This window comes from Myxococcus sp. MxC21-1 (assembly GCF_032612255.1).
GTDB lineage: Bacteria > Myxococcota > Myxococcia > Myxococcales > Myxococcaceae > Myxococcus > Myxococcus virescens.
The window spans coordinates 8,038,721-8,062,832 of sequence record NZ_CP123278.1; the positions used below are offsets into that span (position 1 = coordinate 8,038,721).

At 70.1% G+C, this 24,112-nt stretch carries 21 protein-coding genes and 4 pseudogenes; 16 read left to right on the forward strand and 9 right to left on the reverse strand.

The window, feature by feature from the left end:
• Nucleotides 1–91 precede the first annotated feature (91 nt).
• From ptsP to QEG98_RS35905, 6 genes and pseudogenes are all read right to left on the reverse strand, one after another.
• Nucleotides 92–1,944 (reverse strand): annotated as a pseudogene (ptsP, locus tag QEG98_RS35880) (phosphoenolpyruvate--protein phosphotransferase).
• A 46-nt stretch (nucleotides 1,945–1,990) separates the two neighbouring features.
• Entirely contained in the window at nucleotides 1,991–2,269 is a 279-nt protein-coding gene (locus QEG98_RS35885; protein WP_316564511.1) for an HPr family phosphocarrier protein, read from the reverse strand.
• Nucleotides 2,270–2,286: 17 nt separating this feature from the next.
• Nucleotides 2,287–3,053: pseudogene (locus QEG98_RS35890) on the reverse strand (PTS system mannose/fructose/sorbose family transporter subunit IID).
• Nucleotides 3,050–3,764: pseudogene (locus QEG98_RS35895) on the reverse strand (PTS sugar transporter subunit IIC). The pseudogenes QEG98_RS35890 and QEG98_RS35895 overlap by 4 nt, the downstream one beginning before the upstream one ends.
• A 4-nt stretch (nucleotides 3,765–3,768) precedes the next feature.
• Nucleotides 3,769–4,254, reverse strand: a complete 486-nt coding sequence (locus tag QEG98_RS35900; RefSeq protein ID WP_090488294.1) for a PTS sugar transporter subunit IIB — start codon at nucleotides 4,252–4,254, stop codon at nucleotides 3,769–3,771.
• Nucleotides 4,255–4,287: 33 nt separating this feature from the next.
• Nucleotides 4,288–4,707 carry a PTS sugar transporter subunit IIA gene (locus QEG98_RS35905; protein ID WP_011556465.1) on the reverse strand — a complete coding sequence of 140 codons (420 nt, stop codon included), beginning with the start codon at nucleotides 4,705–4,707 and terminating at the stop codon, nucleotides 4,288–4,290.
• Between the two features lie 428 nt (nucleotides 4,708–5,135).
• Here QEG98_RS35905 and QEG98_RS35910 point away from each other — a divergent pair, with 428 nt between their 5' ends.
• Nucleotides 5,136–5,639 (forward strand): peroxiredoxin, encoded by a 504-nt coding sequence (locus tag QEG98_RS35910; RefSeq protein WP_316564512.1) that lies wholly within the window; start codon nucleotides 5,136–5,138, stop codon nucleotides 5,637–5,639.
• Between the two features lie 58 nt (nucleotides 5,640–5,697).
• On the opposite strand, the gene QEG98_RS35915 is transcribed toward QEG98_RS35910, so the two are convergent.
• Entirely contained in the window at nucleotides 5,698–6,657 is a 960-nt protein-coding gene (locus QEG98_RS35915; protein WP_316564513.1) for a TPR end-of-group domain-containing protein, read from the reverse strand.
• Nucleotides 6,658–7,266: 609 nt separating this feature from the next.
• Between QEG98_RS35915 and QEG98_RS35920 the strand changes: the two genes are divergently transcribed.
• Nucleotides 7,267–7,707: a protease gene (locus QEG98_RS35920; protein WP_316564514.1), complete on the forward strand. Its 441-nt coding sequence runs from the start codon at nucleotides 7,267–7,269 to the stop codon at nucleotides 7,705–7,707.
• A 54-nt stretch (nucleotides 7,708–7,761) separates the two neighbouring features.
• Here the strand turns inward: QEG98_RS35920 and QEG98_RS35925 are convergent, their stop codons facing one another.
• The gene (locus QEG98_RS35925) at nucleotides 7,762–8,682 is read right to left on the reverse strand and encodes an NAD+ kinase (RefSeq protein WP_316564515.1); all 921 of its coding nucleotides are present in this window, start codon (nucleotides 8,680–8,682) and stop codon (nucleotides 7,762–7,764) included.
• A 16-nt stretch (nucleotides 8,683–8,698) separates the two neighbouring features.
• A complete protein-coding gene (locus tag QEG98_RS35930; protein ID WP_316564516.1) occupies nucleotides 8,699–9,664 on the reverse strand; it encodes an SPFH domain-containing protein in 966 nt (321 codons plus the stop codon).
• Nucleotides 9,665–10,008: 344 nt separating this feature from the next.
• Between QEG98_RS35930 and QEG98_RS35935 the strand changes: the two genes are divergently transcribed.
• The 14 genes and pseudogenes from QEG98_RS35935 to QEG98_RS36000 form a co-directional block, all read left to right on the forward strand.
• Nucleotides 10,009–10,716: a UDP-2,3-diacylglucosamine diphosphatase gene (locus tag QEG98_RS35935; protein ID WP_316564517.1), complete on the forward strand. Its 708-nt coding sequence runs from the start codon at nucleotides 10,009–10,011 to the stop codon at nucleotides 10,714–10,716.
• Nucleotides 10,717–10,914: 198 nt separating this feature from the next.
• A complete protein-coding gene (locus QEG98_RS35940) occupies nucleotides 10,915–11,622 on the forward strand; it encodes an imm11 family protein (RefSeq protein ID WP_316564518.1) in 708 nt (235 codons plus the stop codon).
• 116 nt (nucleotides 11,623–11,738) lie between these two features.
• Nucleotides 11,739–12,773 (forward strand): serine/threonine-protein kinase, encoded by a 1,035-nt coding sequence (locus QEG98_RS35945; protein ID WP_316564519.1) that lies wholly within the window; start codon nucleotides 11,739–11,741, stop codon nucleotides 12,771–12,773.
• Nucleotides 12,774–12,958: 185 nt separating this feature from the next.
• A complete protein-coding gene (locus QEG98_RS35950; protein WP_316564520.1) occupies nucleotides 12,959–13,489 on the forward strand; it encodes a hypothetical protein in 531 nt (176 codons plus the stop codon).
• Nucleotides 13,489–14,022 carry a hypothetical protein gene (locus QEG98_RS35955; RefSeq protein WP_316564521.1) on the forward strand — a complete coding sequence of 178 codons (534 nt, stop codon included), beginning with the start codon at nucleotides 13,489–13,491 and terminating at the stop codon, nucleotides 14,020–14,022. Before QEG98_RS35950 ends, QEG98_RS35955 begins: the two co-directional genes overlap by 1 nt.
• A gap of 53 nt (nucleotides 14,023–14,075) precedes the next feature.
• Nucleotides 14,076–16,085 carry a TonB-dependent receptor plug domain-containing protein gene (locus tag QEG98_RS35960; protein WP_316564522.1) on the forward strand — a complete coding sequence of 670 codons (2,010 nt, stop codon included), beginning with the start codon at nucleotides 14,076–14,078 and terminating at the stop codon, nucleotides 16,083–16,085.
• Nucleotides 16,086–16,357: 272 nt separating this feature from the next.
• A complete protein-coding gene (locus QEG98_RS35965; RefSeq protein ID WP_316564523.1) occupies nucleotides 16,358–17,119 on the forward strand; it encodes a hypothetical protein in 762 nt (253 codons plus the stop codon).
• 40 nt (nucleotides 17,120–17,159) lie between these two features.
• Nucleotides 17,160–18,437 carry an ROK family transcriptional regulator gene (locus QEG98_RS35970; RefSeq protein WP_316564524.1) on the forward strand — a complete coding sequence of 426 codons (1,278 nt, stop codon included), beginning with the start codon at nucleotides 17,160–17,162 and terminating at the stop codon, nucleotides 18,435–18,437.
• A complete protein-coding gene (locus QEG98_RS35975) occupies nucleotides 18,406–19,236 on the forward strand; it encodes a glycoside hydrolase family 16 protein (RefSeq protein WP_316564525.1) in 831 nt (276 codons plus the stop codon). Before QEG98_RS35970 ends, QEG98_RS35975 begins: the two co-directional genes overlap by 32 nt.
• The gene (locus QEG98_RS35980) at nucleotides 19,233–20,873 is read left to right on the forward strand and encodes an ABC transporter substrate-binding protein (protein WP_316564526.1); all 1,641 of its coding nucleotides are present in this window, start codon (nucleotides 19,233–19,235) and stop codon (nucleotides 20,871–20,873) included. The genes QEG98_RS35975 and QEG98_RS35980 overlap by 4 nt, the downstream gene beginning before the upstream one ends.
• 5 nt (nucleotides 20,874–20,878) lie before the next feature.
• A complete protein-coding gene (locus QEG98_RS35985; protein ID WP_316564527.1) occupies nucleotides 20,879–21,859 on the forward strand; it encodes an ABC transporter permease in 981 nt (326 codons plus the stop codon).
• Nucleotides 21,852–22,517 carry an ABC transporter permease gene (locus QEG98_RS35990; RefSeq protein ID WP_316564528.1) on the forward strand — a complete coding sequence of 222 codons (666 nt, stop codon included), beginning with the start codon at nucleotides 21,852–21,854 and terminating at the stop codon, nucleotides 22,515–22,517. Before QEG98_RS35985 ends, QEG98_RS35990 begins: the two co-directional genes overlap by 8 nt.
• On the forward strand, nucleotides 22,415–23,611 hold the full coding sequence (locus QEG98_RS35995) for an ABC transporter ATP-binding protein (RefSeq protein ID WP_316564529.1): 1,197 nt from the start codon (nucleotides 22,415–22,417) through the stop codon (nucleotides 23,609–23,611). The genes QEG98_RS35990 and QEG98_RS35995 overlap by 103 nt, the downstream gene beginning before the upstream one ends.
• A pseudogene (locus QEG98_RS36000) lies at nucleotides 23,608–24,099 on the forward strand (ATP-binding cassette domain-containing protein); the annotation flags it as partial. The gene QEG98_RS35995 and the pseudogene QEG98_RS36000, both read left to right, overlap by 4 nt.
• Between the last annotated feature and the right edge of the window lie 13 nt (nucleotides 24,100–24,112).

The window sequence follows — 24,112 nt, forward strand, 5'->3', positions numbered from 1 at the left end:
GCACACGACGGCTCGCGTCCGGAATCCCCTTCGGGTCCGGTAGCCATGTTGGCAAGCCACCGCCGTCCGCCCCGCCCTCACGGGCGCGGGGTCAGGCCGTGTTCCGTCCCGAGGGCGAAGCCCCGTGCTCGGAGGGCTCGTGGTCCGTGGGCTCCGCGTTCCCGACTCCCGGCGCGCCCGGCTCCATCGTCTCACTGAAGCGGCGGTCCATCTCCGTGCGCACGTAGCGCTCGATTTCCTCCGCCGTGGTCAGCTCCATGGCATTCTGAAGCAGGTCCATGGCCTCCACACGGCTCACCCGGCGCAGGAAGCGCTTCACCACCGGAATCTGCCCCGACGTCATGGACAGCTCGTCGAAGCCCAGCGCCAGCAGCACCAGGGTGTAGAGCGGATCTCCCGCCATTTCCCCACACATGGACACGGGGATGTTGGCCGCCCGGCCCGCGTCGATGATGCCGCGCAGCTGCCGGAGCACGGACAGGTGGAGGGGCCGGTAGAGGTAGGCGACCTCCCGATTCTGGCGGTCGATGGCCAGCGAGTACTGGATGAGGTCGTTGGTCCCCACCGAGAAGAAGTCCGCCTCCTGGGCCAGCCGGTCGGCGATGGTGGCCGCGCTGGGCGTCTCCACCATGATGCCCACGGGGAAGCGCTTGCCCACGGGGACACCCGCGCGGCCCAGCTCCGTGCGGCAGGCCTCCAGCTCGCTGCGGGCCTCACGCAGCTCACTCACCCCGCAGATGAGGGGGAACATCAGCCGCAAGTTGCCGTGCACGCTGGCGCGCAGCAGGGCGCGCAGCTGGGTGCGGAACAGCTCCCGGTTGGACAGGCAGTACCGGATGGCCCGCAGGCCCATGGCAGGGTTCGGTTCCTTCTCGTGCTTCGTCTTGCCCGGCACCTTGTCGCCGCCCAAATCCAACGTGCGGATGGTGACGGGGCGCCCGCCCATGGCCTCCAGCACCTGGCGGTAGGCGCGATAGTGCTCCTCCTCGGTGGGCGCCGTCTTCCGGTCCAGGAACATGAACTCGGTGCGGTACAGGCCAATGCCCTCCGCGCCGTGCGCCAGCAGCGAGGGGATTTCCTCCAGGAATTCGATGTTGCCGTTGAGGCGAATCTGGAAGCCGTCGGTGCTGACGGCGGGCAGGTCCTTGGTCGCCAGGGCCAGCCGCTCGCTCTCCTGGTAGCGGCGCTGCTCCTCGCGGAAGACGGTGAGCTGCTCGTCCGAGGGGTTCACCAGCACCACGCCCCGGATGCCATCCATGGCCACCAGGTCGCCCGGCGAAATCTGTTCGCTGGCCCGGCCGGCGCCCACCACCGCGGGCGTCTCCCGCGCGCGGGCGACGATGGCGGTGTGGCTCGTCTGGCCCCCAGGTCCGTCACGAAGCCCCCCACCCGGCCGCTGCGCGCCATCAGCGCCGCGTCCGCCGGAGACAAGTCGTGCGCGACGACGATGGCCTCCGCGGGGACCTCCACTTCCTCATCCACCACCTGCCCCATCAGGTTGCGGATGATTCGGTCGGCGACGTAGTCCACGTCCGAGCGGCGCTCGCGGAAGTACTCGTCGGGGATGTTGTCGAACAGGTGCTTGATTTTGCGCGCCACGCGCCGGACGGCCCACTCGGCGTTGATGCGGTCCTCGATGATGAGCCGGTTCACCTCGTCCACGAGCATGGGGTCGTGGAGCATCAACCGGTGCGCCTCGAGGATGAGGGCGTGGTCGCTGCCCTCGGTGCGCGTAATCTGTTCCTTCAGCTCGGCGAGCTGGCGGTCGGACAGGTCAATGGCTGTCTTCATCCGCATCCGCTCGGGCTCGACCTCCGCCTCCGCCAGCCGCAGCTTGGGCGTGCGGATGCGTTTGCGGTCCAGGATGAAGGCGTGCCCCACTGCCACGCCGGGAGAGGCACCGATGCCCAACAACCTCAGAGTGGGGGTGGCCTGGCTGCTCACGGTTCCTTCCGTTCCTGTCCGTCTACCGCGTTTTCCGACCAACCCTTCACTGCGCCTCGCCGAAACGGTCACCAATGAGCTTCGCCAGCTCCTGGAGACAGGCTTCCGCGTCGTCGCCCTTGCAGGTGAGCTTCACCTGGGTGCCCTGGGCGGCGGCGAGCATCAGCACGCCCATGATGGATTTGGCATTGGCCCGCTGTCCCTGGGCTTCGATGGTGACCTCGCTCTTGAACCGGTTGGCCACCTTGACCATCTGCGCCGCGGCCCGGGCGTGCAGCCCCAGCGCGTTGATGATCTCGTATGTCCCTTCGACCACGCTTGCCATCGCGACTCCCACTCTCCTTAGAGGAATGCTCCCGCCACGCAGGCCAGGCCCGCCGCGACATAGAGCACCACGTAGTTCGGCACCCGACGGCTGACCAGCACGTAGGACGCCACCCCCAGGGCCAGGCATCCGGCCGCCAGCAGGGGCGCATACAGCCCACCCGCGTTGGCCCCGAATGACACCGCGAGCCAGGCGGCCACACCGCCCGCGCTCGCCGCCGCCACCGCCCGCAGCCGGGCCCCCGCGCGGGGAGGTTGGCGCGAGCCACTGCTTCCACCAGCCTGTCGCCCAGCGTCAGGCCCAGCCAGTACAGGCGCACCCGCAGCAGCAAGTGCACCAGATTGTAGAGCACCAGGAACAGCGGCACCGCCCACACGCCCAGCAGCGGCACCAGCGCGGCGCTCACCGCCCCCGTCGCGGGCTTGAGGGACAGCCAGAAGAAGCCGTCCCCCAGCGCGGCCAGGGGCCCCATGAGCGCGGCCTTGAAGGCCACCACCTTGTCCGGTGTCTCCTCCCCCCGGGCAATGCGCTCCTCGTGGTTGATGACGCCGCCGACAATCGCCGCCGCGACGTAGGGGTGCGTGTTGAAGAAGACGAGATGGCGGCGCACCGCCTCCTCGCGCGCGGGCCCCTGTGGGTACAGCGCCGCCAGCGCGGGATAGACGGCGTAGGCCAGCCCCAGGTTCTGCATGCCCTTGGGGTTCCATGACGCCTGGAGGAAGAGCGAGCGCAAGAAGACGCGCAGCAGCACGCCGAAGGGAAGCGCGGCCGGGGGCGCGCTCATCGGCCCTCCAGGAGGATGACGCACACGACGGACGCCGTCACCACCGCCGCGCCCAGCCCCGCGTAGAGCGGCGCGCGCCGCGCGTGGCTGCCCTGCGCCGCGATGGCCGCCGCCACGGACGCCATGGCCGGCCGGCCCACGCCAGCCCGCGCACTACCACGGGGGCAGCGCCTGGAGCAGCGGTTCGATGAAGAAGCCCAGCAGCGCGCAGAGCGCGGTGAGCGTGCCGTACACGGCGAAGTGGGGCCACATCCCCCACAGGTTCTGCCGCATGGCGCGGGTGATGTTCCCCGCCTCCGCGGAGGCCAGCGCCACCCGGGCCAGCCGCGCCGTGTAGCCCTCCAGCAGCCGGTCCCCCTTGCGGCCCACGCGTCCCAGGCCGATGAAGAGCAGCACGGCGAGCGACCAGATGGCCGGCGTGGAGCCCGCGCCCGTGGCCGCGGACAACGTGGCCGCGGCGGCGCTGGTGCCGGTGGCCGCCAGGGTGTCGTTCTCCGGCAGCGCGGCGCCCAGGTTGGCGGTGCCCAGGAAGAACAGCTCCAGGAGCATGCCGATGGCCAGACCCGATGCCACGTCATCGAGCAGTGCGCCCATGACCGTGGCCGCGACCAGGGGCCGGGACATCATGGCCTGAAGGAACGCCTTGCGTTCCAATGCCACCAGTCCGCCCCACAGCCCCGCAAGCGCCACCTGGGTCCAGACGACGCTCACGCGCTCACCCGGCCTTCGCCCACCGCTCGCGGAGGTCCGGCAGGTCCACGGGCTTCTCGGCGGGCACCGCGCGGGCCGCCACCCGGACGCCCTGGTCGGCCAGCTGCTGGAGCGTCGTCAGCTCGGCCTCCGCCAGGAAGACGGACGGGGAGACCTGCCTGCGGCCGGTGCCGAAGTGGACGTTGCCCAGATTCAGCTCATCCATGGCCAGCCCGTGCGCGTGCGCGAAGGGCACCGAGGCGACATCCCTCAGCAACACCAGGGTGCGCACACCGTCCCTGGACAGGGCGGCGAAGTCCACCTGGGACAGGGGCAGAATCTGCACCTCGATGGCGCTCTGGACGGCCAGGGCCATGGCGGCGCGGATGAGAGGACTGGAAGCCGCCTCGTCATCCGCCACGACCACCCGGGAGACTTTGAGGAACGGGAGCCAGGCCTCGACGACCTGACCATGGATGAGGCGGTTGTCGACGCGGACCAGGGTGATCACGGCAGTCTCGAATCGCCGACCCGCGCGGGTCCGTCAAGTTCGCGGCTGCTGTGCCTCGCGAAGCAGGGCGGATGCGCAGGTGATGTTGCGCTGGCCGTGGGAAGCCAGCTGGTTGGCCATCTCCGGTAGCGACAGCTGCTCCGAACGGAGCGAGTTCGCCTTCAGCAGCATGGGCAGGTTGACGCCAGCAAGGACCTCCACATTCATTCGCTGACACATCATCAGCGACTCCTTACAGGGCGTACCTCCGAAGAGGTCGGCCAGGATGATGACACCCGCGCCCTCATCCACTCGGGCGATTGCCTGCTTCATCTTCGCCCGGATGTCCTCGACAGGAGTTCCAGGCTCGATGTTACAGGCTGCCACCGCGGGAAGCTCTCCCACGATCTGCTCCGCGGTGGAGACCAGCTCCTCCGCCAGACGTCCGTGCGCTGCGACGACGAGGCCGACCATGTCCGCTCCTGACCAACCCCCCGAAGCTGCGTCCTACGCCTGAACGGTGCGGCGCGCAACTCCGGCGAAAGTTTCCGCCCTGACCTCTGACCTAAGCTTCCTCTTCCCGCCTCGAAAGCTAAGACGACCACAGCGATGGTGCCCGAAATTTCGGGTCCGGCCGCGCACAGGGCTGTCGCCTGCCGGACGGGGGAGCGACACCGCTTCCCCACACTCTATGAGATGCGCTGGCGACTTCCAGGGTGCGTCGAGAAGGACGCCCATCATTAGGCGCCGTATCAACCGCTCGAAAGGCAAGCAGGCATCCAGAGGTCGTCTTTGACGCCCGTTTTCGGCACGGCGGATTACTTGTGGGGATGCAGCGGGCCAGATGGGATGAGCCCGGCGTTGAACGCACCGGCCAGACTCCGGGGCGACGCGAGGACGTCATGGCCAAGACGAAGCTGCTGAAGCAAGGCGATGCGGTACCGGACATCACCCTCACCGGCGCGGGTGGGCAGTCGGTGCGGCTGCGAGACCTGGTGGGTCAGAAGGTATTGGTCGTCTACTTCTATCCGAAGGACGACTCGCCCGGTTGCACGGCGCAGGCCTGTGGACTGAGGGACCAGTACGAGGACTTCGTCGCCGCGGGCGCGGAGGTGGTGGGCATCAGCGGAGATTCGGTGGGCTCGCACGAGGGCTTCGCGGCGAAGCACCGGCTGCCCTTCAAGCTGCTCAGCGACGCGCGCGGCGAGGCGCGTGAGGCCTTCGGCGTGTCCTCGTCGTTCCTGGGCCTGCTGCCCGGACGGGTGACCTTCGTGGTGGACCGGTCGGGCATCGTCCGCGACAGCTTCGAGTCGCAGATTCGCGTCAGCGAACACGTACGGCGCGCGCTCGAGTTGGTGCGCGCGCTGGCGCAGGAAGGTGGCACGCCGGCCTCCGCCGCGAAGTAGCAGGCGGAGGGGCGCGCGAGGTGGCTCCGGGCCTCAGCACCCCGGAGCACCACCGCGGCTAGCGCTGGAGGACGGTCGGAATCTCCGCGAGCGGCGGGAAGCCCCAGCGCGCGCGCTCCTCGTCCGTGACGTTGGGGTCCACCGGGTGGAGCGTCATCTCCTTCGATTCCGGGTTGAAGCGGTACTGGGTGCCGAAGCGCTGCGGAAGGTTGGCGTTCATCAGCCAGCGGTCCCAGGCCGCCGCGGCCAGCCACAGGCCGCGAGGGTGACCCCGCTTCGCGGCCTCCGCGCCCATCTGCCTTGCCATGGCGTAGTCCTCCGGCGTGTTGCCGTGCTGGAAGATGAACCCCGCGGACAGGAAGTCCGCGCCTTCCTTCAACGCGCCTTCGGCCAGCAGGGCCTTCACGCGCTCGCGCCGCTGCGCATCCCGCTCGGCGACCCGCTTCCACGCATCCGCCCCATCGAGCGGCCTCTGGCGGTCACTCTGGTCCTCCACGAAGAGCGTCTTCAGCTCTGAACTCGAGGTGGGATGGGGGTCCGGGAGCGTGGTGATGCGCTCCACCTGCGCGAGGTACACCGGCTCCTCGCGCAGCGGCTCCAGGTCCGAGTCCTGCATCAACCACCCCACGTCCCGGAAGCCCAGCTCCACGGCCTGGGACAACCTGCGCAACGCGACGTCCTTCCGTCCGAGCCGGGCCGCCGAACACGCCGCGGAGTACGCGGCGTTCGGGTCCCGATTCCCCGCGTCCAGGGCCTCTTCATAGAGCGCCAGCGCTTCCGCGAACTTCTCTTCCCGCGACAACGCATCCGCCTTGCGCACCTGCATCCAGCCGGGCATCGGCGCGGCGGGCGGCTCCATGTAGGGCAGCCCCGCGACGGGCGTGGGGGTCGCCGGGGCTTCAGCGGACGGCGTGGCCGCGGGGGCCTCGGCGGGCGGCGCGGATTCGGGAGCGGAGGCCGGCGCATGGGCACACGCCGACATCAGCAGGCAGGCAAGGGAGGAGATGAGCGTTCGCATGGCCCGCATCCTAGAGGGCCCGCACGGCGTTCCGATACGCTTCGTACGGGTGCCAGCACCGCACGCGTGAATCCCATGCGCGGACGGACGCGGCTGACCGCGTGTGTCACCACGTCATTTCCCTTGGGCGAAAACGCCGGCGCTCCCAGAGGGATGGACGCAGGAAGCACGTCTCCGCCGTGCGAGGACGCGCGTTGGCCCAGGCCTTGCTCAATGTCTTTCTGTCTCGCGATGCACGCGAGGCGGAAGGAGCGCCGTCATGATGTTCCCCGATGAGAACTTTTTCGACGAAGTGGTGCTCAACATGGGCCTGTTGATAGCCCTCAAGGTGGTGGGCGTGGTGATGCTGCTCGTCACCTATGCCCACCCGTCGTGAGGTGGCGGCACACCGCTTCCGTGCGCAGGGATTGCGCCGCGGAGGACGGCCACGGCTTCGTCACGCAGAACACCGGGCTGCGCGCGTTCCGGGCGCGTTATCGTGGGCCCATGTTCAACTCTTCCGGTAGGCGGTGGGGCATCGCAGCGCTGTCCCTGGGAATGCTGGGCAGCGCGTGCGCGGCGCGGCAGGACGTCGCGCCATCCGCTGAAGCGGCTCAGGAGACCCCGGCCATGGCAACGACCTTGACGTGCACGCTGAGCGGCCCTGCGCGAGTGCGCGCGGGCGAACCCGTGGAGCTGGTGTTCGAGCTCAGCAATCCCACGGCGCAATCCCTGCGCGTGCTCGGCTGGCACACGCCGCTGGAGGGCGTACGCAACAACATCTTCGACGTGTCCCGTGACGGTGACTCGCTCGAGTACCGGGGGCCCATGGCGAAGCGCGGGCCGCCCACGGCCGACAGCTACGTCGCCCTCTCCCCTGGCACCTCGGTGGAAGGCAAGGTGGACATCGCCCGCTTCTATGACTTGCAGGCGCCGGGAACGTACCGCATCGCGTTCCGAGGCCCGCTGATGGACGTCGCCCGGGAAGGCGAACCGGTGCCCGCTCCGAATGGCGGATTCCGCCCGGCGGAAGTGCCATGCCCCGTGGTGGAGGTCACCGTCACGCCCTGACGGCCAGGACGCGAGCCTCGCGCGGACCGTGCTTCCGCGCGGGGTGGCGTGCCGTCAGCCCGCCACCAACATGGCACGCTGCCGCGCGGGGCGGATTCGAGCGGTGGCACCCGCGCCGAAGCGGAGGAAGTCCTCCTCCACGCCGTCGCTGAAGATGACGCCCTCCGACGCCATTCGCGACTCCAACACCAGCTCGCGCTCCTCGGTCACGTCGCCCATCACCAGACTGGCGCCCGAGTGACGGCTGGCGAAGGGTTCGCGCACCACGAAAATCAGCTGCGGGTCCTCCCAGCCCAGGCGCACGGGCGCGCACGGCACGCCACCCGCGTGGGCCGTCACGCTTCGCGCCAGGTTGAAGATGGAGGACAACCACCCGGTGGCGCCCGCGCCCGTGGACACCACCACGCCGCTGGAGGACTGGGACTCCTCCTGGTCCCCGGTGCGCAGCCGGTAGCGCGCGGACACGTGGGAGCGCGCCCCAATGAACAAGTCATTGAAGGCCAGCAGCCGCTGCCCGTCATCCAGCCGCGCCTCCGCCAACGTCACGCGCTTGAAGGCCGCCTTGCCCTCCAACACGCGCCGCACCGCCCCGCGCGCCCCCGAAACCGAATGGGGCAACAGCACGCCGTCGAAGCGCTCCGGGTCCGGATTCACGCCCACCAGCGGCTGCTCCCCCACGTACTTCGCCACGTTCGCCACCAGCCCGTCCTGCCCCGCGACGACCACCACCTCCTTGCCGGTGAAGAGGAAGGTGGGCACCAGGCTCCGGTCCACCTGCTGCACCGGCAGCCCGAAGGACAGCGACTCCCGCAGCGAGTCCACGTTGCGCCGGTAGGTTTCGTCCTCGCGGGTGAACTCATCGAAGTCCTGCCCCGCGTGCTCCACGTAGAACTTCGCCTGCTTCTTGGTGTTGAAGCGCTCCACCAGGCCCGCCATCCGTGTGCGGCGGGTGACGAGCACGATTTTCTCGTACATGGCCCCCTCCCCGGCTTCAGCGCTCGCGGCCCGCCGCGCCCACCAGCGAGTGCAGGAGGTCCGGCGACACGTTCAGCTCACCGATGCGCTGCGCGTTCTCCGCCATCTCCCGGAAGGCCAGGGCGATGTTGAGCGCCGGGTCCCCACCACTGGCCGACGTGGCCATCAGCGTCTTCCAGTCCACCCCGCGCACCGGGGCCAGCGTCTTCTCCAGCGCGTACGCGCGGGCATCCGCGGCCTGCCGCTCGTTGTCGCTCCAGCGCGTCATCAGCGCGGCGCGCTGCTCCTCCACGGCGATGTCCGCGGCCATCTTCGCCTCGCGAATCTGCCGCTGCCGCGCCTCCACCGCCAGCTCCGTGGCCAGCTCGCTCTCCTTGATGCGCCGCTCCTGCTCCACCGCGGCGTTGCGGCGCGCGTAGATGGCTTCATCCGCGTTGCGTTGCAGCGCCTCGCGCGCCTCGGCCTCCAGCGCCCGCGCCATCTCCGGCGCCGGCTTCACCGACAGCAGCGAGAAGGCCATGACCTCCACGCCCAGCGCCTTCACCGGCTCCGCCACGGCCAGGGCCGCGAGCACCTGCTGCTCGATGGCGTCCGAGCGCACCAGCACCTCGCGCAGCGTCAGCCCCTGCACCACCGAGCGCGCCCGCACCTGCGCCACCTGCACCAGCCGCTCCTCGAGCTTCTCCGGGTCGTCCGAGTGGTAGCGCCCCGTGGGGCCCAAGGAGTAGTCCAGCAACGATGCAAGCCGGCGCGGGTCGGTGACGCGCCACGTGAGCTGCCCTTGCAGCGTCACCGCCTGGAAGTCCCGTGTGACTTCGTTGAACACGAAGGGCACGTCCGCGCTGGACAGCGGCACCGACACCAGCGTCGCCGACGGCTTCCAGTAGAAGAACGAGAGCCCCGCCCCCTCCCGGACCACCTTCCCCGCCTCGAACTGCATCACGTACGTCGTCGGTGCCGCCTTCATGTAGCCGATGACCATGGGCCCTCCGCCCCGCTTCGTGTCCTCAGGACACATAGTTAGTGTCAAACAGACACGAATTCAAGTCAATGTGCGGAAGCGCGAGGTGTGGGCCCACGGATGTCCGGTGCCGAAACGCGGTTCATCCGCGTCGCGACACAAAGCACACAAGTCTCATGGACGAATGCGCCGGTCGTGCGCAGGGTGGCGGGAGCCCCGGCTCTGGCTCCAGTGATGCCGGGCCAAGAGGAAAGGCGCGTCGTGGCGACACACGAATGGCATCCGGTTGCAGCGAGATTTTCGCGCGCCGACCATTCCGCCGCCGCACGCAGCCCCTACCTTTCCAGGGCACTTTGGGAGAGCGCATGCGGATCGCGGTGATTTCGGACCTACATCTCGGGCGGCGTGATGCCGCCGACCACTTCGGGCACGACGACTCCGGCTTCCTGCGGTTCCTCCGTTTCTTGGAAGGCAACTTCGAGCACATCGTGCTGCTCGGGGACATCTTCGAAACGCTCACCCCGCGCACGCCGGGGCGGAAGGTGGCCGAGCTGCTGGCGGCCCGCGCGGCGCACCCGGAAATCGTCCGGCGCTTCGAGCTGCCGCGCTACCACTACATCCACGGCAACCACGACCTGGTGGCGGGCACCGTGCTGGGGGCGCCCGACCAGCTGATTCTGGAGGCGGACGGCGTGCGGATGCTGTTCACCCACGGACACCACCACGACTGGATGATTCGCAAGGCGCGCCTGCTGTCGGAGGCGGCGGTGTGGGCCGGGGCGTGGCTGCGGCGGATGCGGATGCGGGCGATGTTCCGCTGGTTCCAGGCGCTGGACTTGAAAATCACCAACGCGCTGCCGGACCCGGCGCGGTGCACCTTCCAGCGCTGGGCCATGGCGCGGGCCAACGCGCATCACGCGGACGTCGTCGTCACCGGCCACACCCACCTGGGCCTGCGGGTGGAGCACGGCAGCAAGCTGTTCCTCAACAGCGGCACGTGCTCGGAGGGGCAGTTCTCCTTCCTCAGCCTGGACACCCGGGCCGCGAGCTACTCGCTGCACACCACCTGGTAGCCGCGGGACCGCGGGCGGGCAGGAAGGCGGCAGGGAGCCCGGTCCGCCGCTTCTTCCTCCCCCATACCGCGGGCGGGGGAAGTAACATTGGCGAATGTTCAGGCGGCTCACCGAGGCGCTCCGCGTCCTGACGCGACGCTCCCCGACAAGAGGCCCCGGCCCCACGCCGGGTGCCCCCGGCAGATGCTCCTCTCAGACGTGGCCGCTGACGGGCGGCCCCGGACGAAGAAGCCGGCCGCGCGCCGCTCACCGCCACGCACCACCCGGCTGGCGCGCTACTTCGACCTCCACGACGACTTCCGCATTCCCGGCCGGCCCGAGCTGAGCGACCCGGTGGCGGTGGATGTCCGCCGGAAGCTGGACTCCGTCTGGCTCTTCACCTCCGGCGCCCGGGTGCGGAGCGTGGGCAAGCTGCGCCTGGCGGTGACGCCGCCGGGACTGCCGCTGGACTTCTCGCTCGCGGGCGCGGGGCTCACCCCCGTCGTCTCCGCGCGGGTGGCCTCCGTCTTCCGGGAGCTGGCCCCCGATGACGTGCAGCTGCTGCCTGTGGAGGTGGAGGATCGCGACGAGCCCCACTTCATCCTCGTCGCCACCCGGCTGGTGCGCTGCATCGACGACCGGGCCTGCGAGGAGGTCATCCACTACACCGCCGAGGACGGACTCCCCGAGCGCGTGGGGCACTACCGCAACGTCCGCGGACTCCGGGTCGATCCCACGAAGACGAACGGCGCCCGGGTGTTCCGCACCTGGGGCTGGCCGGTGAGCCTCATCGTGTCCGAGGGCATCAAGGAGGCCCTGGAGCATGCCGGCATCGCCGGCGCGCGCTTCGCCGAGGTGACGAAGCCCCCGCGCAAACCCCGCCGGAAGAAGACCGCCGCCAAGAAGTCCCGGCCCAAGCGCCGCTGAGCCCACACCGCCTCCAGGCCCACGGTTGCAACAGAGTTGCCACGTGGCTGGAAACTTGTGGGGTAGGGGCACTAACAATATCTTCCTCGTTTTCCAGCAAATACCTGGGGACGACGTTGGACAACGAGGACAGCTCTTTCGGCAAGTACCGGCTTGTCCAGCAGCTGGCGACCGGCGGGATGGCCCAGCTCTACCTGGCCTCCATCGACGGCCCCGACGGGTTCTCCAAGTCCTGCGTCATCAAGCGCGTCCTGCCGGAGTACGCCAGCCTGGAGTCGTTCAGCCGCATGTTCGCGGACGAGGCGAAGGTCGCCGCGCTGCTGACGCACCCGAACATCGTGCAGGTCTTCGACTTCGGGCGGGTGGACGGCCAGTACTACCTGGCCATGGAGTGGATTCAGGGCCACTCGTTGGACCGGCTGCTGCGGCAGGCCCTCCGGAGCGGCCGGGTGGTGGGGACTCGCGTGGCGGTGGACGTGGGGCTCGCGGTGGCGGACGCGCTCGCGTACGCGCACGCGAAGACGCTGCCGGATGGAACGCCCCTCATGCTGGTGCACCGCGACGTCACGCCGGGCAACGTGCTGGTGTCGCGCGACGGCATCATCAAGCTGGCGGACTTCGGCATCGTGAAGAGCGCCGTCAACGCGGAGCGCACCGTCGCCGGGGTGGTGAAGGGCAAGTACCCGTACATGTCCCCGGAGCAGATCACCAGCCAGGAGCTGGACCACCGCTCCGACCTCTATTCGCTGGGCATCGTCCTCTACGAGGCCGCCACCGGGCGCCGCCTGTTCAAGCGCGACACGCTGGAGGCCACCATCATGGCCGCGTCCCAGGCGAACGTGCCGCCGCCGTCGGAGGGGATGCCCGACTTCCCCGCGGAGCTGGAGCGCATCATCCTCCGGCTGCTGCAGAAGGACCCCTCCGCGCGATACCAGAGCGCCCGGGAGCTGCGCGATGACCTGGAGCGCTTCCGCGCCGCCCAGCAGTGGGCGTCGGGAACGCATGAGATGGCGGCGCTCGTCGCCGAGCTGTTTCCCCCGGCATCACGGGCCAGCCCCCCACCGCGCTGCCCGCCTCCAGCACCTCCCATGGCAGCAACTCCGCCACGGGCCGGACGCCCGCCCCCAGCGCCGAGCCCAAGCGAGAGCTGAGCAGCACCTCCGCAGCCACGCGGGCGCATGGCGCCGTGGAGGTGCCGCTCGACACGGGCGCCCAAGGCTTTCCGTGGGGAATCGCCCTGGCCGCGGGCTGCGCGGCCCTGGGCACAGCGCTGTTCTGGTTACTGGCCCCTTGAGCGGCTGCCGCCCGGCGCTGACGGCGCGGCAACGAGACCCTGATGAAACAGAAGACGTGGATTGCCGTCATCATCCTGGGCACGCTCGCCGCCAACGCGGTGGCCTACCGCGTGGTGCGAAGCCGACGCGACAGCGCCCCCGAGGCCACGCCGGGCGCCATCACCCACACGCCGCCCACCCCGCCGCCCACCGCGCCCGAGGAACCTCCGCGAGAGGACCCGAACGACGGCCTGGCCCGGGCCCGTCGCGCCGCGGGACTGGCCGCGCTGGAGGACCGCGACTACGACGCGGCCGTCTCCGACTTCACGGAGGCGCTGCGGCTGCGCAAGGACGACCAGGGCGACCTCGTGGAGCTGCTGCGCATCGCGGCCGAATTGCGAACGCGAGAGCAGGCGCGTCAGCAAGGCGAGCAGGCCCGCGCCCAACGCGAGCCCACGCCGGCCCCCGCCCGCTCCGTCCAGCGCACGCGGCCGGCGCGCGGGACAGCCCGGGCTCAGCCTCGCCAGGAGTCCACTTCCGCGGACGAGACACGCGGCGGGTTGCTGCTGGTGACGTCCACGCCCCCGGGCTGATGGTGCGGGTGGACGGCAAGCCCATGGACCTCACGCCGGCGCGGCTGCCGCTGCGCGCGGGGACGTACCGCGTGGCGCTCGCGCAGGGTGAGCGCACGCTGGCCGAGGAGACGGTGGCGTTGGGCGAGGACGACGTGCGCTCCCTCAACCGCGACCTCACCGCCGAGCTCGCTCCCGCACCAAGGCCCACGGCGACCACACCGGCCTCCGAGGAGGCGCCGCCTCCCGCCGCCACGCCCGCGGCCACCAGCCCCGCTGCCACCGCGGCGCGCGCCGAGTCGCCTCCCACCGCCGAGCCGTCCGTGGCCACCGCCGCTCCCACGGCGACGGGCAAGGGCCGCCTGGATGTGACGTCTCCCGGCCTCTACGGCGAGGTGTGGATCAACAACCGGCCGTATGGCTTCCCGCCGCTCGTCGCCCAGGGACTTCCCGCGGGGCCCGCGCGCCTGGAGGTCCGCGTCAATGGCGTGGTGAAGCGGAAGCTGACCGTCGACGTCGTAGCGGACCAGAGCACCGCCGTCCGCATCCGCTGACCTGAAGGCCGTTCGCGCGGAGAGCCGCGCTCCCTTTCCGCATCGAGGTCGATATGCGCCGCTGCCGTAGGTGGTCCGAACCTTCAATCGGAGCCCTGCTCCTCCTGTGCGCCAGTCCCGCGCTCGCCCAGGACACCGACGCGGGGAACCTGGGTGACGAGGAGCCGGAGGTCCACAGCCAGGTGGCCTCCTTCGCCGTCACCCGGCTCCAGGAGTCCCCCGCCGTCGTCACGGCGATGAACGCGGAGGAGATTCGCAACTCCGGCGCCCGCGACTTGATGGACCTGCTGCTGCAGATTCCAGGCTTCTTCTTCGGCGTGGACACCCAAGGCGCGGTCGGCCCCGGCTTCCGCGGCCTGTGGGGCTACGAGGGCAAGGTGCTGCTCGTCGTGGACGGCAAGGAGATGAACGAGCAGCTCTACTCCACGATGCAGTTGGGCAACGAGTTCCCCATCGAGCTCATCGAACGCATCGAAGTGGTGCGCGGCCCCGGCTCCGTCATCTACGGCGGCAACGCGGAGCTCGCCGTCATCAACGTCGTCACGCGCGGCGTCCAGGGCAGCACGGACCTGATGGTGTCCGGCATGTACGGACAGATGGGCAGCGTGAACGGCCGGCGGGGGCTCACCGTCTCCGGCCGCAAGGTCTTCGAGTCCGCGCCGGGCCTGAGCATCTTCGCGTCCGCCGGACTGTCGCAGGCCCAGCGCAGCAGCGGCGTCTTCCAGGACTTCTTCGGCAACTCCGCGCAACTGGGTGGCAACTCGCGGCTGGACCCGACAATGGTGCAGGCGGGCGTGGGCTACAAGGACCTGCAGCTCAGCGTGCTGTACCAGCGCTATGGCACCTCCGCCATCGTCGCCTTCGACGAGGTGTTGGAAGCGCCCGCGCCCACCAACTTCGAGTCCCTCCACGCGGAGCTGAGCGACAGGTTCCGCCCGGACGAGCGGGTGGAAATCATCCCCCGCCTCAACCTCACCTTCTCCAAGCCCTTCAGTGACTCGGACCAGGATTCGCCCTTCTTCTACGACAAGCAGGTGCTGCGCCTGCGAGGGCGGACGCTGGCGCGCTGGGCGGCGCTGGACTGGCTGCAGCTCACCGGCGGCGTGGATGTGACGTCCGACCAGGGGTGGGTCAACGGCCCGGTGGGCGTGGGCCTCCAGACTGGCTTCGGCCCCGAGGAGGCCGACAGCGTCTCCTACGTGAATCTGGCGGGCTTCGTGGAGGCCTTCTCCGTCAATCCGTTCATCAACGTGGTGGCTGGCGCGCGCGTGGAGAACCACAGCGCCTTCGGTGAGTCCTTCGTGCCGCGGCTGGTGCTGCTGCGCAGCTTCGGGCCGTTCAGCGGCAAGGCCTTGTTCAGCCGCGCCTTCCGCGCGCCGAGCATCGAGAACATCAGCCTGGGCGCCGACGTCCGGCCCGAGCGCACCACGGTGCTCGAGCTGGAGGGCACGCTGCGCATGGGAGATGGCCACGCGCTGAGCGCCAACGCCTTCGACATGGGCGTGGCGGACCCCATCATCTATTCATACGACGCGGTGACGAACACGGAGGCCTACCGGAACCTCGGACGCCTGGGCAGCCGCGGCGTCGAGCTGGACTACCACGTGCGCGGAAGCTGGGGCCGCGCCGCCCTCAACTATTCGTTCTACACGCCGTCAGGCCGCAATGACGTGGAGGACTACCAGGTCCCCGGACAGCCCAACGCCTTCACGGGCATGCCCACTCACAAGGCCGCGCTCACCGGCAGCATCAAGGTCCTGCCCTGGCTCACCGTCAGCCCCACCGCCGTCCTCGTGGGCAAGCGCTACGCCGTGGACGTGCCGGATGACGAGGGCAACGCAGCGGTGGAGGAACTCCCCACGCAGCTGCTGCTCAACCTCTTCGTGCGCGCACAGGACGTGGGCACGCGCGGGCTGGAGATTGGCGCGGGCGTCTACAACCTGACCGGCACGAACTTCCGCATCGCCCAGCCCTACAACGGCGGCCACGCGCCCATGCCTGTCTTCTCCCGCGAGTTCATGGTGCGCATCAGCTACCTGCTGGACCCTGTCAGCAACGAATAGCAGCACGTCCAAGCCTGACGTCCGCCACGGCCCACCTTCCCTCGGGAGGGTGGGCCGTCTGTCTTTGCAGCAATGCGTCACAGGAAATGAACTGTCACAGACTTGCAATCACCGGATTCTCGCTGGTACTTTCTTCGCCACTCGAAATAACTAGCGTTCGTTCGCGGCTGCTCCACGCCTTTCCGACGCGCCGCCCCAGGAAACGACGACTCTCGAAGCACCCTTGTTTCTTCGCAGTGGGAATGAAGTCTTCCAGCCGTGGAGGGCAGCGCATGCATCCGAACAAGCGTTTCGCGTGGGCGTGGGTGGCGGCGGGCGTTTTCGCGGTGTCTGGTCTGGTGGCGGGATGTGACCCTGAAGAGGACCCCACGCCAACGCCTGACGCAGGTCAGCAGACCCCGGATTCCGGCACGCGGCCTGACTCCGGCACGCAGCCCGACTCGGGTACGCAGCCCGACTCGGGCACGCAGACTGACGCCGGCACGGAGCCGGACGCGGGCACCGAGCCCGAGGAAGACGCCGGCACCGAGGAAGACGCCGGTACCGTCCCCACCCTGCCCCTGGCCGTGGACGGCACCTGGATTCCCAGCGGCTACATGGGCGACGGCTCGCGGGGCGGCGTCACCTACGACGGCACCGAGTGTCTGCCTGGACGGGCGGGTTCACAGCGGGGCGCCTGCCACAAGTTCACCTGGACGCCTGGCAGCGACGGTTGGGCGGGCGTGTACTGGCAGTACCCGGAAGGCAACTGGGGAGACCAGCCCGGCTTCAGCGTCCCGGACGGCGCCACCACCGTATCCTTCTACGCCTGGGGCACGGAGGGCGGCGAAGTCGTCTCCTTCATGGTGGGAATGAACGCCGCGGACGGTTTCGAGGTGAAAGAAGCAAACGTGGCGCTCACCACCACCCCGACCCAGTACACAATCGACATCAGCCGCGTCCGGTATGGACAGGTGGTGGGTGGCTTCGGATGGACCGCCGATGGAAGGACGACTCCGCTCGTCTTCTTCATCGACGACATCCACTGGCACTGACACCCATCCCATCCTCGCGGCGGAACGGAGCGAGAGGACGATGCGAGTGGGAACGGCGGTGACGACGGTCGATGCGGCGGGCATGCGCGCGCAGAACAGCAGCCTGCTGCTCAACATGATCTGGCGCGAGCGTCAGATTTCCCGGGCGGAGATCGCCCGGCGGACGGAGCTCAGTCCGTCGACCGTCTCCGCCATCGTGGCGGACCTGGAGCGCTCCGGCCTGGTGCGCAGCATTGGCGCCGGGGTGTCCCGAGGCGGCCGTCGCCCCACCCTCATCGGCTTCTGCGATGACGCGTTCAGCCTCATCGGCGTGGAGCTGGGCGCCACCCACGTGACGGCCGCGCTCACCGACCTGCGCGGCCGGGTGCGCGCGTACCGGCACGCCAGCCATGCCGTCCGCGAGGACCCCAAGGGCACGCTCCAGAAGGTGCGCGAGCTGGTTCAAGAGGTCCTGGACGCCGAACGCGTACCGCGCCGCTCCGTGGCGGGCATGGGCATCGCCGTGCCCAGCCCCGTCCACCCGTCCGCGCCCGGAAAGCTGTCCCCGCTGCTGGTGCCGGCCTGGCGCGACTACGACGTGCAGGAGTCGCTGCGGAGCGCGTTCGGCCTGCCGGTGTTCGTGGACAACGACGCGAACCTGGGCGCGCTGTCGGAGTGCTACTGGGGCGCGGGCGTCAACGGCGAGGACCTGGCGTACATCAAGCTGGCCACGGGCATCGGCTCCGGCCACATCATCCACGGCGACGTCTATCGTGGCGCGGGCGGCACCGCGGGCGAAATCAGCCACATGGCGGTGGACTCCTCCGGCCCGCAGTGCGTGTGCGGCCTGCGCGGCTGCCTCGTCACGCTCATCGGGTCCGCGGCCCTGCTGGAGCGGGCGCGGGAGCTGATGGGCCGCAAGGACAAGCGCGCCCTCACGGTGCGCGAGCTGGTGGAAGGCGCGCGGGCGGGTGAGCCGGCCGCGCGTCAGGTCATCGACGGGCTCGGGCACTACCTGGGCATCGCCGTGGCCGGTCTGCTGAACCTGCTCAACCCCGCCATCGTCGTGCTCGGCGGCGAAATCTCGTCGGTGGGAGACCTGCTGCTGGACCCGCTCCGCGCGTCGGTGCGCAAGCGGGCGCTGTCCACCTCCATGGCGGAGACGCGCATCGTCACCTCCGCGCTGGGAGACCGCGCCATCGCCGTGGGCGCGGCCACCCTGGTGCTCCAGGCGGCGCTGCGTGACCGAACCCTCTTCCCCTCCAACACATCGGCAAACCTGCATGACGCTCCAGCGCCTCCTCCCCGTGGCCCTGGCCCTGACGGGCCTCGCCTGTGACCCGGCCGCCAACCGGGTGAACCGCCCTGGCACCCCGCCGCCCCTCACCCATCCGCAGCCCAGCACGGACTGGGAGCTGGTGTGGCAGGACGAGTTCGATGGACCGGAGGGGACGCCGCCCTCACCCGAGCGGTGGGTGCACGACGTGGGGGGACACGGCTGGGGGAACGAGCAGCAGGAGTTCAACACCGACCGGACCGAGAACACCGCGCACGACGGCGCCGGCAACCTGGTCATCACCGCGCGCCGCGAGTCCTACAACGGCCGGGACTACACCTCCGGGCGCATCCGGACGCAGGGCCGCTACGAAACCACGTATGGCCGCATCGAGGCGCGCATCCAGCTCCCCGTGGGCCGCGGCATCTGGCCCGCCTTCTGGATGCTGGGCGCGAACATCCACAGCGTCGATTGGCCGGAGTGCGGCGAAATCGACATCATGGAGTACCGGGGCCAGCTGCCGTCCATCCTCCGGGGCTCGCTGCACGGGCCGGGGTACTCCGCCGGCGACAACCTCGGCCAGGACTACGTCGTCAGCGGCGTCCGGCTGAACGAGGACTTCCACGTCTACGCGGTGGAGTGGGAGCCGAACCGCATCCGCTGGTTCCTGGACGGCACCGCCTTCTTCGAGGCGACGCCCGCCCAGCTCCCCGAGGGCGCCCGCTGGGTGTTCGACCAGCCCCAATTCATCATCCTCAACGTCGCGGTGGGGGGAAACTTCGTGGGCCCGGTGGGCCGGGACACGGTGTTCCCGCAGCAGATGAAGGTGGACTACGTCCGCGTCTACGCGAGGCCCACGTGAGGCTCGTGCTCTGGGCGCTGACACTCCTGCTGGTGGCCTGCAAGGTGGAACCCCGCCCACGGCCGCCCGGAGTGCTGTTCGTCTCCGTGGAGCAACAGAGCACCTGGGTGCGCAACTTCAACCCGCTGTTCGCGGGCGCGGGCGCTCGTTGGCCCACGCGCGCAGGCGTCTACGAGTGCCTTGAAATCTTCAGCCCCGCGGTGGGCCAGTGGACGCCCTGGCTGGCCACCGGCCACGCGTGGTCCGAGGACCGCCGCACGCTGCGCTTCACCCTGCGCCCCGGCGTGCGCTGGTCCGATGGAAGGCCCTTCACCGCGGACGACGTGGCCTTCACCTTCCAGTTGCTCAGGCAGCACGCGGCGCTGGACGCGGGCGGCGTGTGGCGCTTCGTGGAGGACGTGCGCGCGGAGGACGCGCACACGGTGGCCTTCCAGTTCTCCCGCATCTACATCCCCGGCTTCGCGGAGCTGGCGCAGCAGCCCATCGTCCCCCGGCACGTCTGGGAGAAGGTGGCGGACCCGGTGACGTTCACCAACCCGCAGCCGGTGGCCACCGGGCCCTTCACCGAGGTCACCGTCTTCCGCAACCAGGTCTACGAGCTGGGCCGCAACCCGCACTACTGGCAGCCCGGCAAGCCCGCCGTCTCCGCGCTGCGCTTCCTGGCCTTTCCCACCAATGACCAGGCCAACCTGGCGCTGGTGGAGGGGGAAGTGGACTGGGCGGGCAACTTCGTCCCCGCCGTGGACCGCACCTTCGTCGCCAGGGACCCGGCGCACCATGGCCGCTGGTTCCCGCTCTACGGCAGCACCGTCTTCCTCTACCCCAACACCACCCTGCCGCCGCTGGACGACGTGCGCGTGCGCAAGGCGCTGAGCATGGCGTTGGACCGCGAGCGGCTGGTGGAGATCGCCATGTACGGCTACACGCGGCCGGCGGACGCCACCGCGCTCAACGACGCATACACCGCGTGGCGCGACGCGGACGCGGCCCAGGGTGCTTGGGTGAAGCACGACCTGGCGGCGGCGAAGCGGCTGCTGGACGAGGCGGGCTTGAAGGAAGGCCCGGACGGGCTGCGGCGCAAGGCGGATGGCCAGCCGCTCGCGCTGGACATCGAGGTGGTGGGCGGCTGGTCCGACTGGGTACGCGCCGGGCAGGTGGTGGCGCGGGACTTGCGGAAGCTGGGCGTGCAGGCGCAGCTGCGCACCTACGAGTTCGGCGCGTGGTACGCGCGGCTCCAGAAGGGTGAGTTCCAACTGGCCATCTCCTGGTCCCTGGACGGCCCCACGCCGTACACCTTCTACAAGTGGCAGCTGTCCCCGCGCACCGTGCGCCCGGTGGGCGAAGTGGCCGCGTCCAACTGGCACCGCTTCGGTGATGAGGCGGCGGACGCGCTGCTGACGCGCTTCGAGCGCGCGGACACCGACGACGCGCAGCGCGCGCTGATGGCGGCGGTGCAGCGGCGCTACTCCGAGCTGGCGCCGTCCATCCCCCTCTTCCCCAACCCATCCTGGGGCGAGTCCAACTCGCGGCGCTTCACCGGCTTTCCCACCGAGCAGAACCCCTACGCACGCCTGTCCCCCCATGCCGAGCCCGACAGCCTGCTGGTGCTGACGTCGCTCGTCCCCAGGGAGCCCTGAGCGCCATGGCCTACGTCCTGCGGAGGTTGGGCTTCTACCTGCTGGCGGCCTGGGCGTCCTTGACGCTCAACTTCGTCATCCCCCGGCTGGCGCCCGGTGACCCGGCGTCCGCCATGTTCGCGCGCTTCGAGGGCCGCGTGCAGCCCGAGGCCATGGTGGCGCTGCGCGCCGCCTTCGGCTTCACGGAGGCGCCCTGGTACGTGCAGTACGCCACGTACCTGAAGCACCTGCTGCGCGGCGACCTGGGCCTGTCCTACGCGTACTACCCGGCGCCCGTGTCCGAGGTGATTGGCACCGGCCTCTTGTGGACGCTGGGGCTGGCCGGGTGCGCGGTCATCATCAGCTTCACGGTGGGCTCCATGCTGGGCGTGCTGGCCGCGTGGAACCGCGGCGGGTGGCTGGACGCGACGGTGGCGCCGGCGCTCGCCTTCCTGGGGGCCTTCCCCTACTTCTGGCTGGCCATGCTGGCCCTGTACCTCTTCGGGTTCGGGCTGGGCTGGTTCCCGCTGCGGCACGCGTACTCGCACGACCTGGAGCCGGCGCTGTCCCTCACCTTCGCGGCGGACGTGGCGCGGCACGCCTTCCTGCCCGCGGCCTCCATCGTTGCGGCCACGCTGGGCGGGTGGATGCTGAGCATGCGCAACACCATGGTGGCCACGCTGGGCACGGACACGCTCCGGCTGGCGCACGCGAAGGGACTTCCGCCCCGGCAGGTGATGCTGCGCTACGCCGCGCGCAACGCGCTGCTGCCCAACGTCACGGGCTTCGGCATGGCGCTGGGCTTCGTGCTGAGCGGCTCGCTGCTGACGGAGATTGTCTTCTCGTACCCAGGCACCGGCTACCTGCTCATCCTGGCCGTGCGCAATCAGGACTACCCCCTCATGCAAGGGCTCTTCCTGACCATCACCTTCGCCGTGCTCGCCGCGAACTTCGCCGTGGACCTGCTGTGTCTGTGGCTGGACCCGAGGACCCGCGCCCATGCGTGACCTTCTTCGACGGCTGCTGCGCCAACGCAAGGCGGCGGTGGGCGGGAGCATCCTGCTGGGCTTCATCGTGCTCGCGCTCATCGGGCCCTGGCTGGTGATGGACCCCACGGAGCTGGTGGGCCGTCCCCACCAGCCGCCCTCCGCCGCGCACTGGTTCGGCACCACGGGCCAGGGCCAGGACGTGCTGGCGCAGACGGTGGTGGGCGCGCGCGAGACGCTGGCCATCGGCTTCGCGGTGGGCACGCTCGTCACGCTCATGGGCGCGCTCATCGGCGTGACGTCCGGGTACCTGGGCCGCCGCGTGGATGACGTGCTGACGCTCACCACCAACGTCTTCCTCGTCATCCCCGGCCTTCCGCTGGCCATCGTCCTGGGCGCCTACCTGCCCTCCGGCCCCTTCCGCATGGTGGTGGTGCTGTCGCTGGCCGGCTGGGCCTGGAACGCGCGCGTCTTCCGCGCCGAGGCCATGGCCCTGCGCAACCGGGACTTCGTCTCCGCCGCGTTCGTCGCGGGGAGAGCCGCTCGCGCATCGTCGTCCGGGAGCTGCTGCCCAACATGGCGTCGCTGCTGGGCTCGTCGTTCATTGGCAACACGCTCTACGCGGTGGGCGCGCAGGTGGGCCTGGAGTTCCTCGGCCTGGGCGACGTGGGCGCGGTGACGTGGGGTACCAACCTCTACTGGGCCGGCAACGACGCGGCGCTGCTGACGCGCTCCTGGTGGGTCTTCGTGCCCACCGGTGTGTGCATCGCGCTGGTCGGCTTCTCGCTGACGCTGCTCAGCTCCGCCATCGACGAGGTGACCAATCCGGCGCTGAAGGCGCCGCCGGTGGCGACCACGGCGGTCCGCTCGGCGCGGTCCTCTTCGGCGGACGCGGCGCCGCCGTCCGGTGCCCTGCTGAGCCTCCGGGACGTGTGCATCGAATACGCCACGGAGCGTGGGCCCGCGCGGGTGGTGGACTCGGTGTCCTTCGACATCGCACCCGGTGAGGTGTTCGGACTTGCGGGTGAGTCCGGCAGCGGCAAGTCGACGCTGGGATACGCGCTGCTGCGCCTGCTGCCTCCGGCCGCCAGCATCACGCAGGGCCGCATCCTCCTGAATGGCACGGACGTCACGGCGCTGGATGAAACCGCGCTGCGCGCATACCGCTGGAGCCAGGTGTCCATGGTCTTCCAGAGCGCGATGAGCGCGCTCAACCCGGTGCTCACGCTGGAGGACCAGTTCCACGACACCCTCGCCGCCCATGGGCGGACCACCCGCGCCGCGGCCCATGCCCGGGCACGGGAGCTGCTGGCCATGGTGGGGCTGGCACCGCAGCTGGTGGGCGCGTGGCCGCACCAGCTCTCCGGTGGAATGCGGCAGCGCGTGGGCATCGCCCTGGCGCTGGCCCTGGAGCCGAAGCTGGTGGTGATGGACGAGCCCACCACGGCGCTGGACGTCGTGGTGCAGAAGGAGTTGCTCCAGCGGGTGCTGGAGTTGAAGCAGCGGCTGGGCTTCGCGGTGCTCTTCATCACGCACGATTTGCCACTGCTGCTCGCGCTTTCGGACCGCGTGGGTGTGCTCCAGGGCGGCAAGCTGGTGGAGGTGGACACTGCCGATCGCCTGCGCACGGACGCGCGCCACCCGTACACGCGCCTGCTTCTGTCGTCGTTCCCCCACCTGAGCGCCGCGGACGCGCAGGTGCCGGCGGACGTGACGCTGGCGAGCTCGGAGCGCGTGACGACCCAGGCCGCCGCGCAGGGAGGTGGCCGATGAGCGCCCCACTGCTGGAGGCCACGGAGTTGCTGCGCACGGTGCCCGTGGGCGGCTTCCTCTCCCGGTCGCGCCGCACCCTTCTCAACCGCGTGTCCTTCACCCTGGAGCGCGGCGAAATCGTCGCGCTGGTGGGCGAGTCCGGCAGCGGAAAGTCCACCCTGGCCCGGGTGCTGGCACGGCTGGACACGCCGGATGCTGGCAGCCTGCGGCTGGGCGGCAAGGACGTACTCACCCTGGAGCGCGGCGGCGCGTCGCTCGCGTACCGGGGCCGCGTGCAGATGGTCTTCCAAGACCCCTTCGCCTCACTCAACCCCGTCCACACCGTGGCCCATCACCTGGGGCGCCCGCTGCTGCGCCATGGCCGGGCCACACGCGCCGGACTCGAGGACCGCGTTTACGCCCTGCTGGAGTCCGTGGGCCTGACGCCCGCGGAGCAACTGGCGCAGCGCTACCCGCATGAGCTGTCCGGCGGCCAGCGGCAACGCGTGGCGGTGGCGCGCG

Excerpts from the sequence above, each read along its gene's own strand:
- QEG98_RS35950 (WP_316564520.1), top strand. The coding sequence starts at position 12,959 with ATGAAACAGAAGACGTGGATTGCCGTCATCATCCTGGGCACGCTCGCC.
- QEG98_RS35970 (WP_316564524.1), top strand. The coding sequence starts at position 17,160 with ATGCGAGTGGGAACGGCGGTGACGACGGTCGATGCGGCGGGCATGCGC.
- QEG98_RS35985 (WP_316564527.1), top strand. The coding sequence starts at position 20,879 with ATGGCCTACGTCCTGCGGAGGTTGGGCTTCTACCTGCTGGCGGCCTGG.
- QEG98_RS35955 (WP_316564521.1), top strand. The coding sequence starts at position 13,489 with ATGGTGCGGGTGGACGGCAAGCCCATGGACCTCACGCCGGCGCGGCTG.
- QEG98_RS35915 (WP_316564513.1), bottom strand. The coding sequence starts at position 6,657 with ATGCGAACGCTCATCTCCTCCCTTGCCTGCCTGCTGATGTCGGCGTGT.
- QEG98_RS35935 (WP_316564517.1), top strand. The coding sequence starts at position 10,009 with ATGCGGATCGCGGTGATTTCGGACCTACATCTCGGGCGGCGTGATGCC.
- QEG98_RS35960 (WP_316564522.1), top strand. The coding sequence starts at position 14,076 with ATGCGCCGCTGCCGTAGGTGGTCCGAACCTTCAATCGGAGCCCTGCTC.
- QEG98_RS35905 (WP_011556465.1), bottom strand. The coding sequence starts at position 4,707 with ATGGTCGGCCTCGTCGTCGCAGCGCACGGACGTCTGGCGGAGGAGCTG.
- QEG98_RS35930 (WP_316564516.1), bottom strand. The coding sequence starts at position 9,664 with ATGGTCATCGGCTACATGAAGGCGGCACCGACGACGTACGTGATGCAG.
- QEG98_RS35925 (WP_316564515.1), bottom strand. The coding sequence starts at position 8,682 with ATGTACGAGAAAATCGTGCTCGTCACCCGCCGCACACGGATGGCGGGC.
- QEG98_RS35920 (WP_316564514.1), top strand. The coding sequence starts at position 7,267 with ATGGCAACGACCTTGACGTGCACGCTGAGCGGCCCTGCGCGAGTGCGC.
- QEG98_RS35965 (WP_316564523.1), top strand. The coding sequence starts at position 16,358 with ATGCATCCGAACAAGCGTTTCGCGTGGGCGTGGGTGGCGGCGGGCGTT.
- QEG98_RS35995 (WP_316564529.1), top strand. The coding sequence starts at position 22,415 with ATGGCGTCGCTGCTGGGCTCGTCGTTCATTGGCAACACGCTCTACGCG.
- QEG98_RS35885 (WP_316564511.1), bottom strand. The coding sequence starts at position 2,269 with ATGGCAAGCGTGGTCGAAGGGACATACGAGATCATCAACGCGCTGGGG.
- QEG98_RS35990 (WP_316564528.1), top strand. The coding sequence starts at position 21,852 with ATGCGTGACCTTCTTCGACGGCTGCTGCGCCAACGCAAGGCGGCGGTG.
- QEG98_RS35910 (WP_316564512.1), top strand. The coding sequence starts at position 5,136 with ATGGCCAAGACGAAGCTGCTGAAGCAAGGCGATGCGGTACCGGACATC.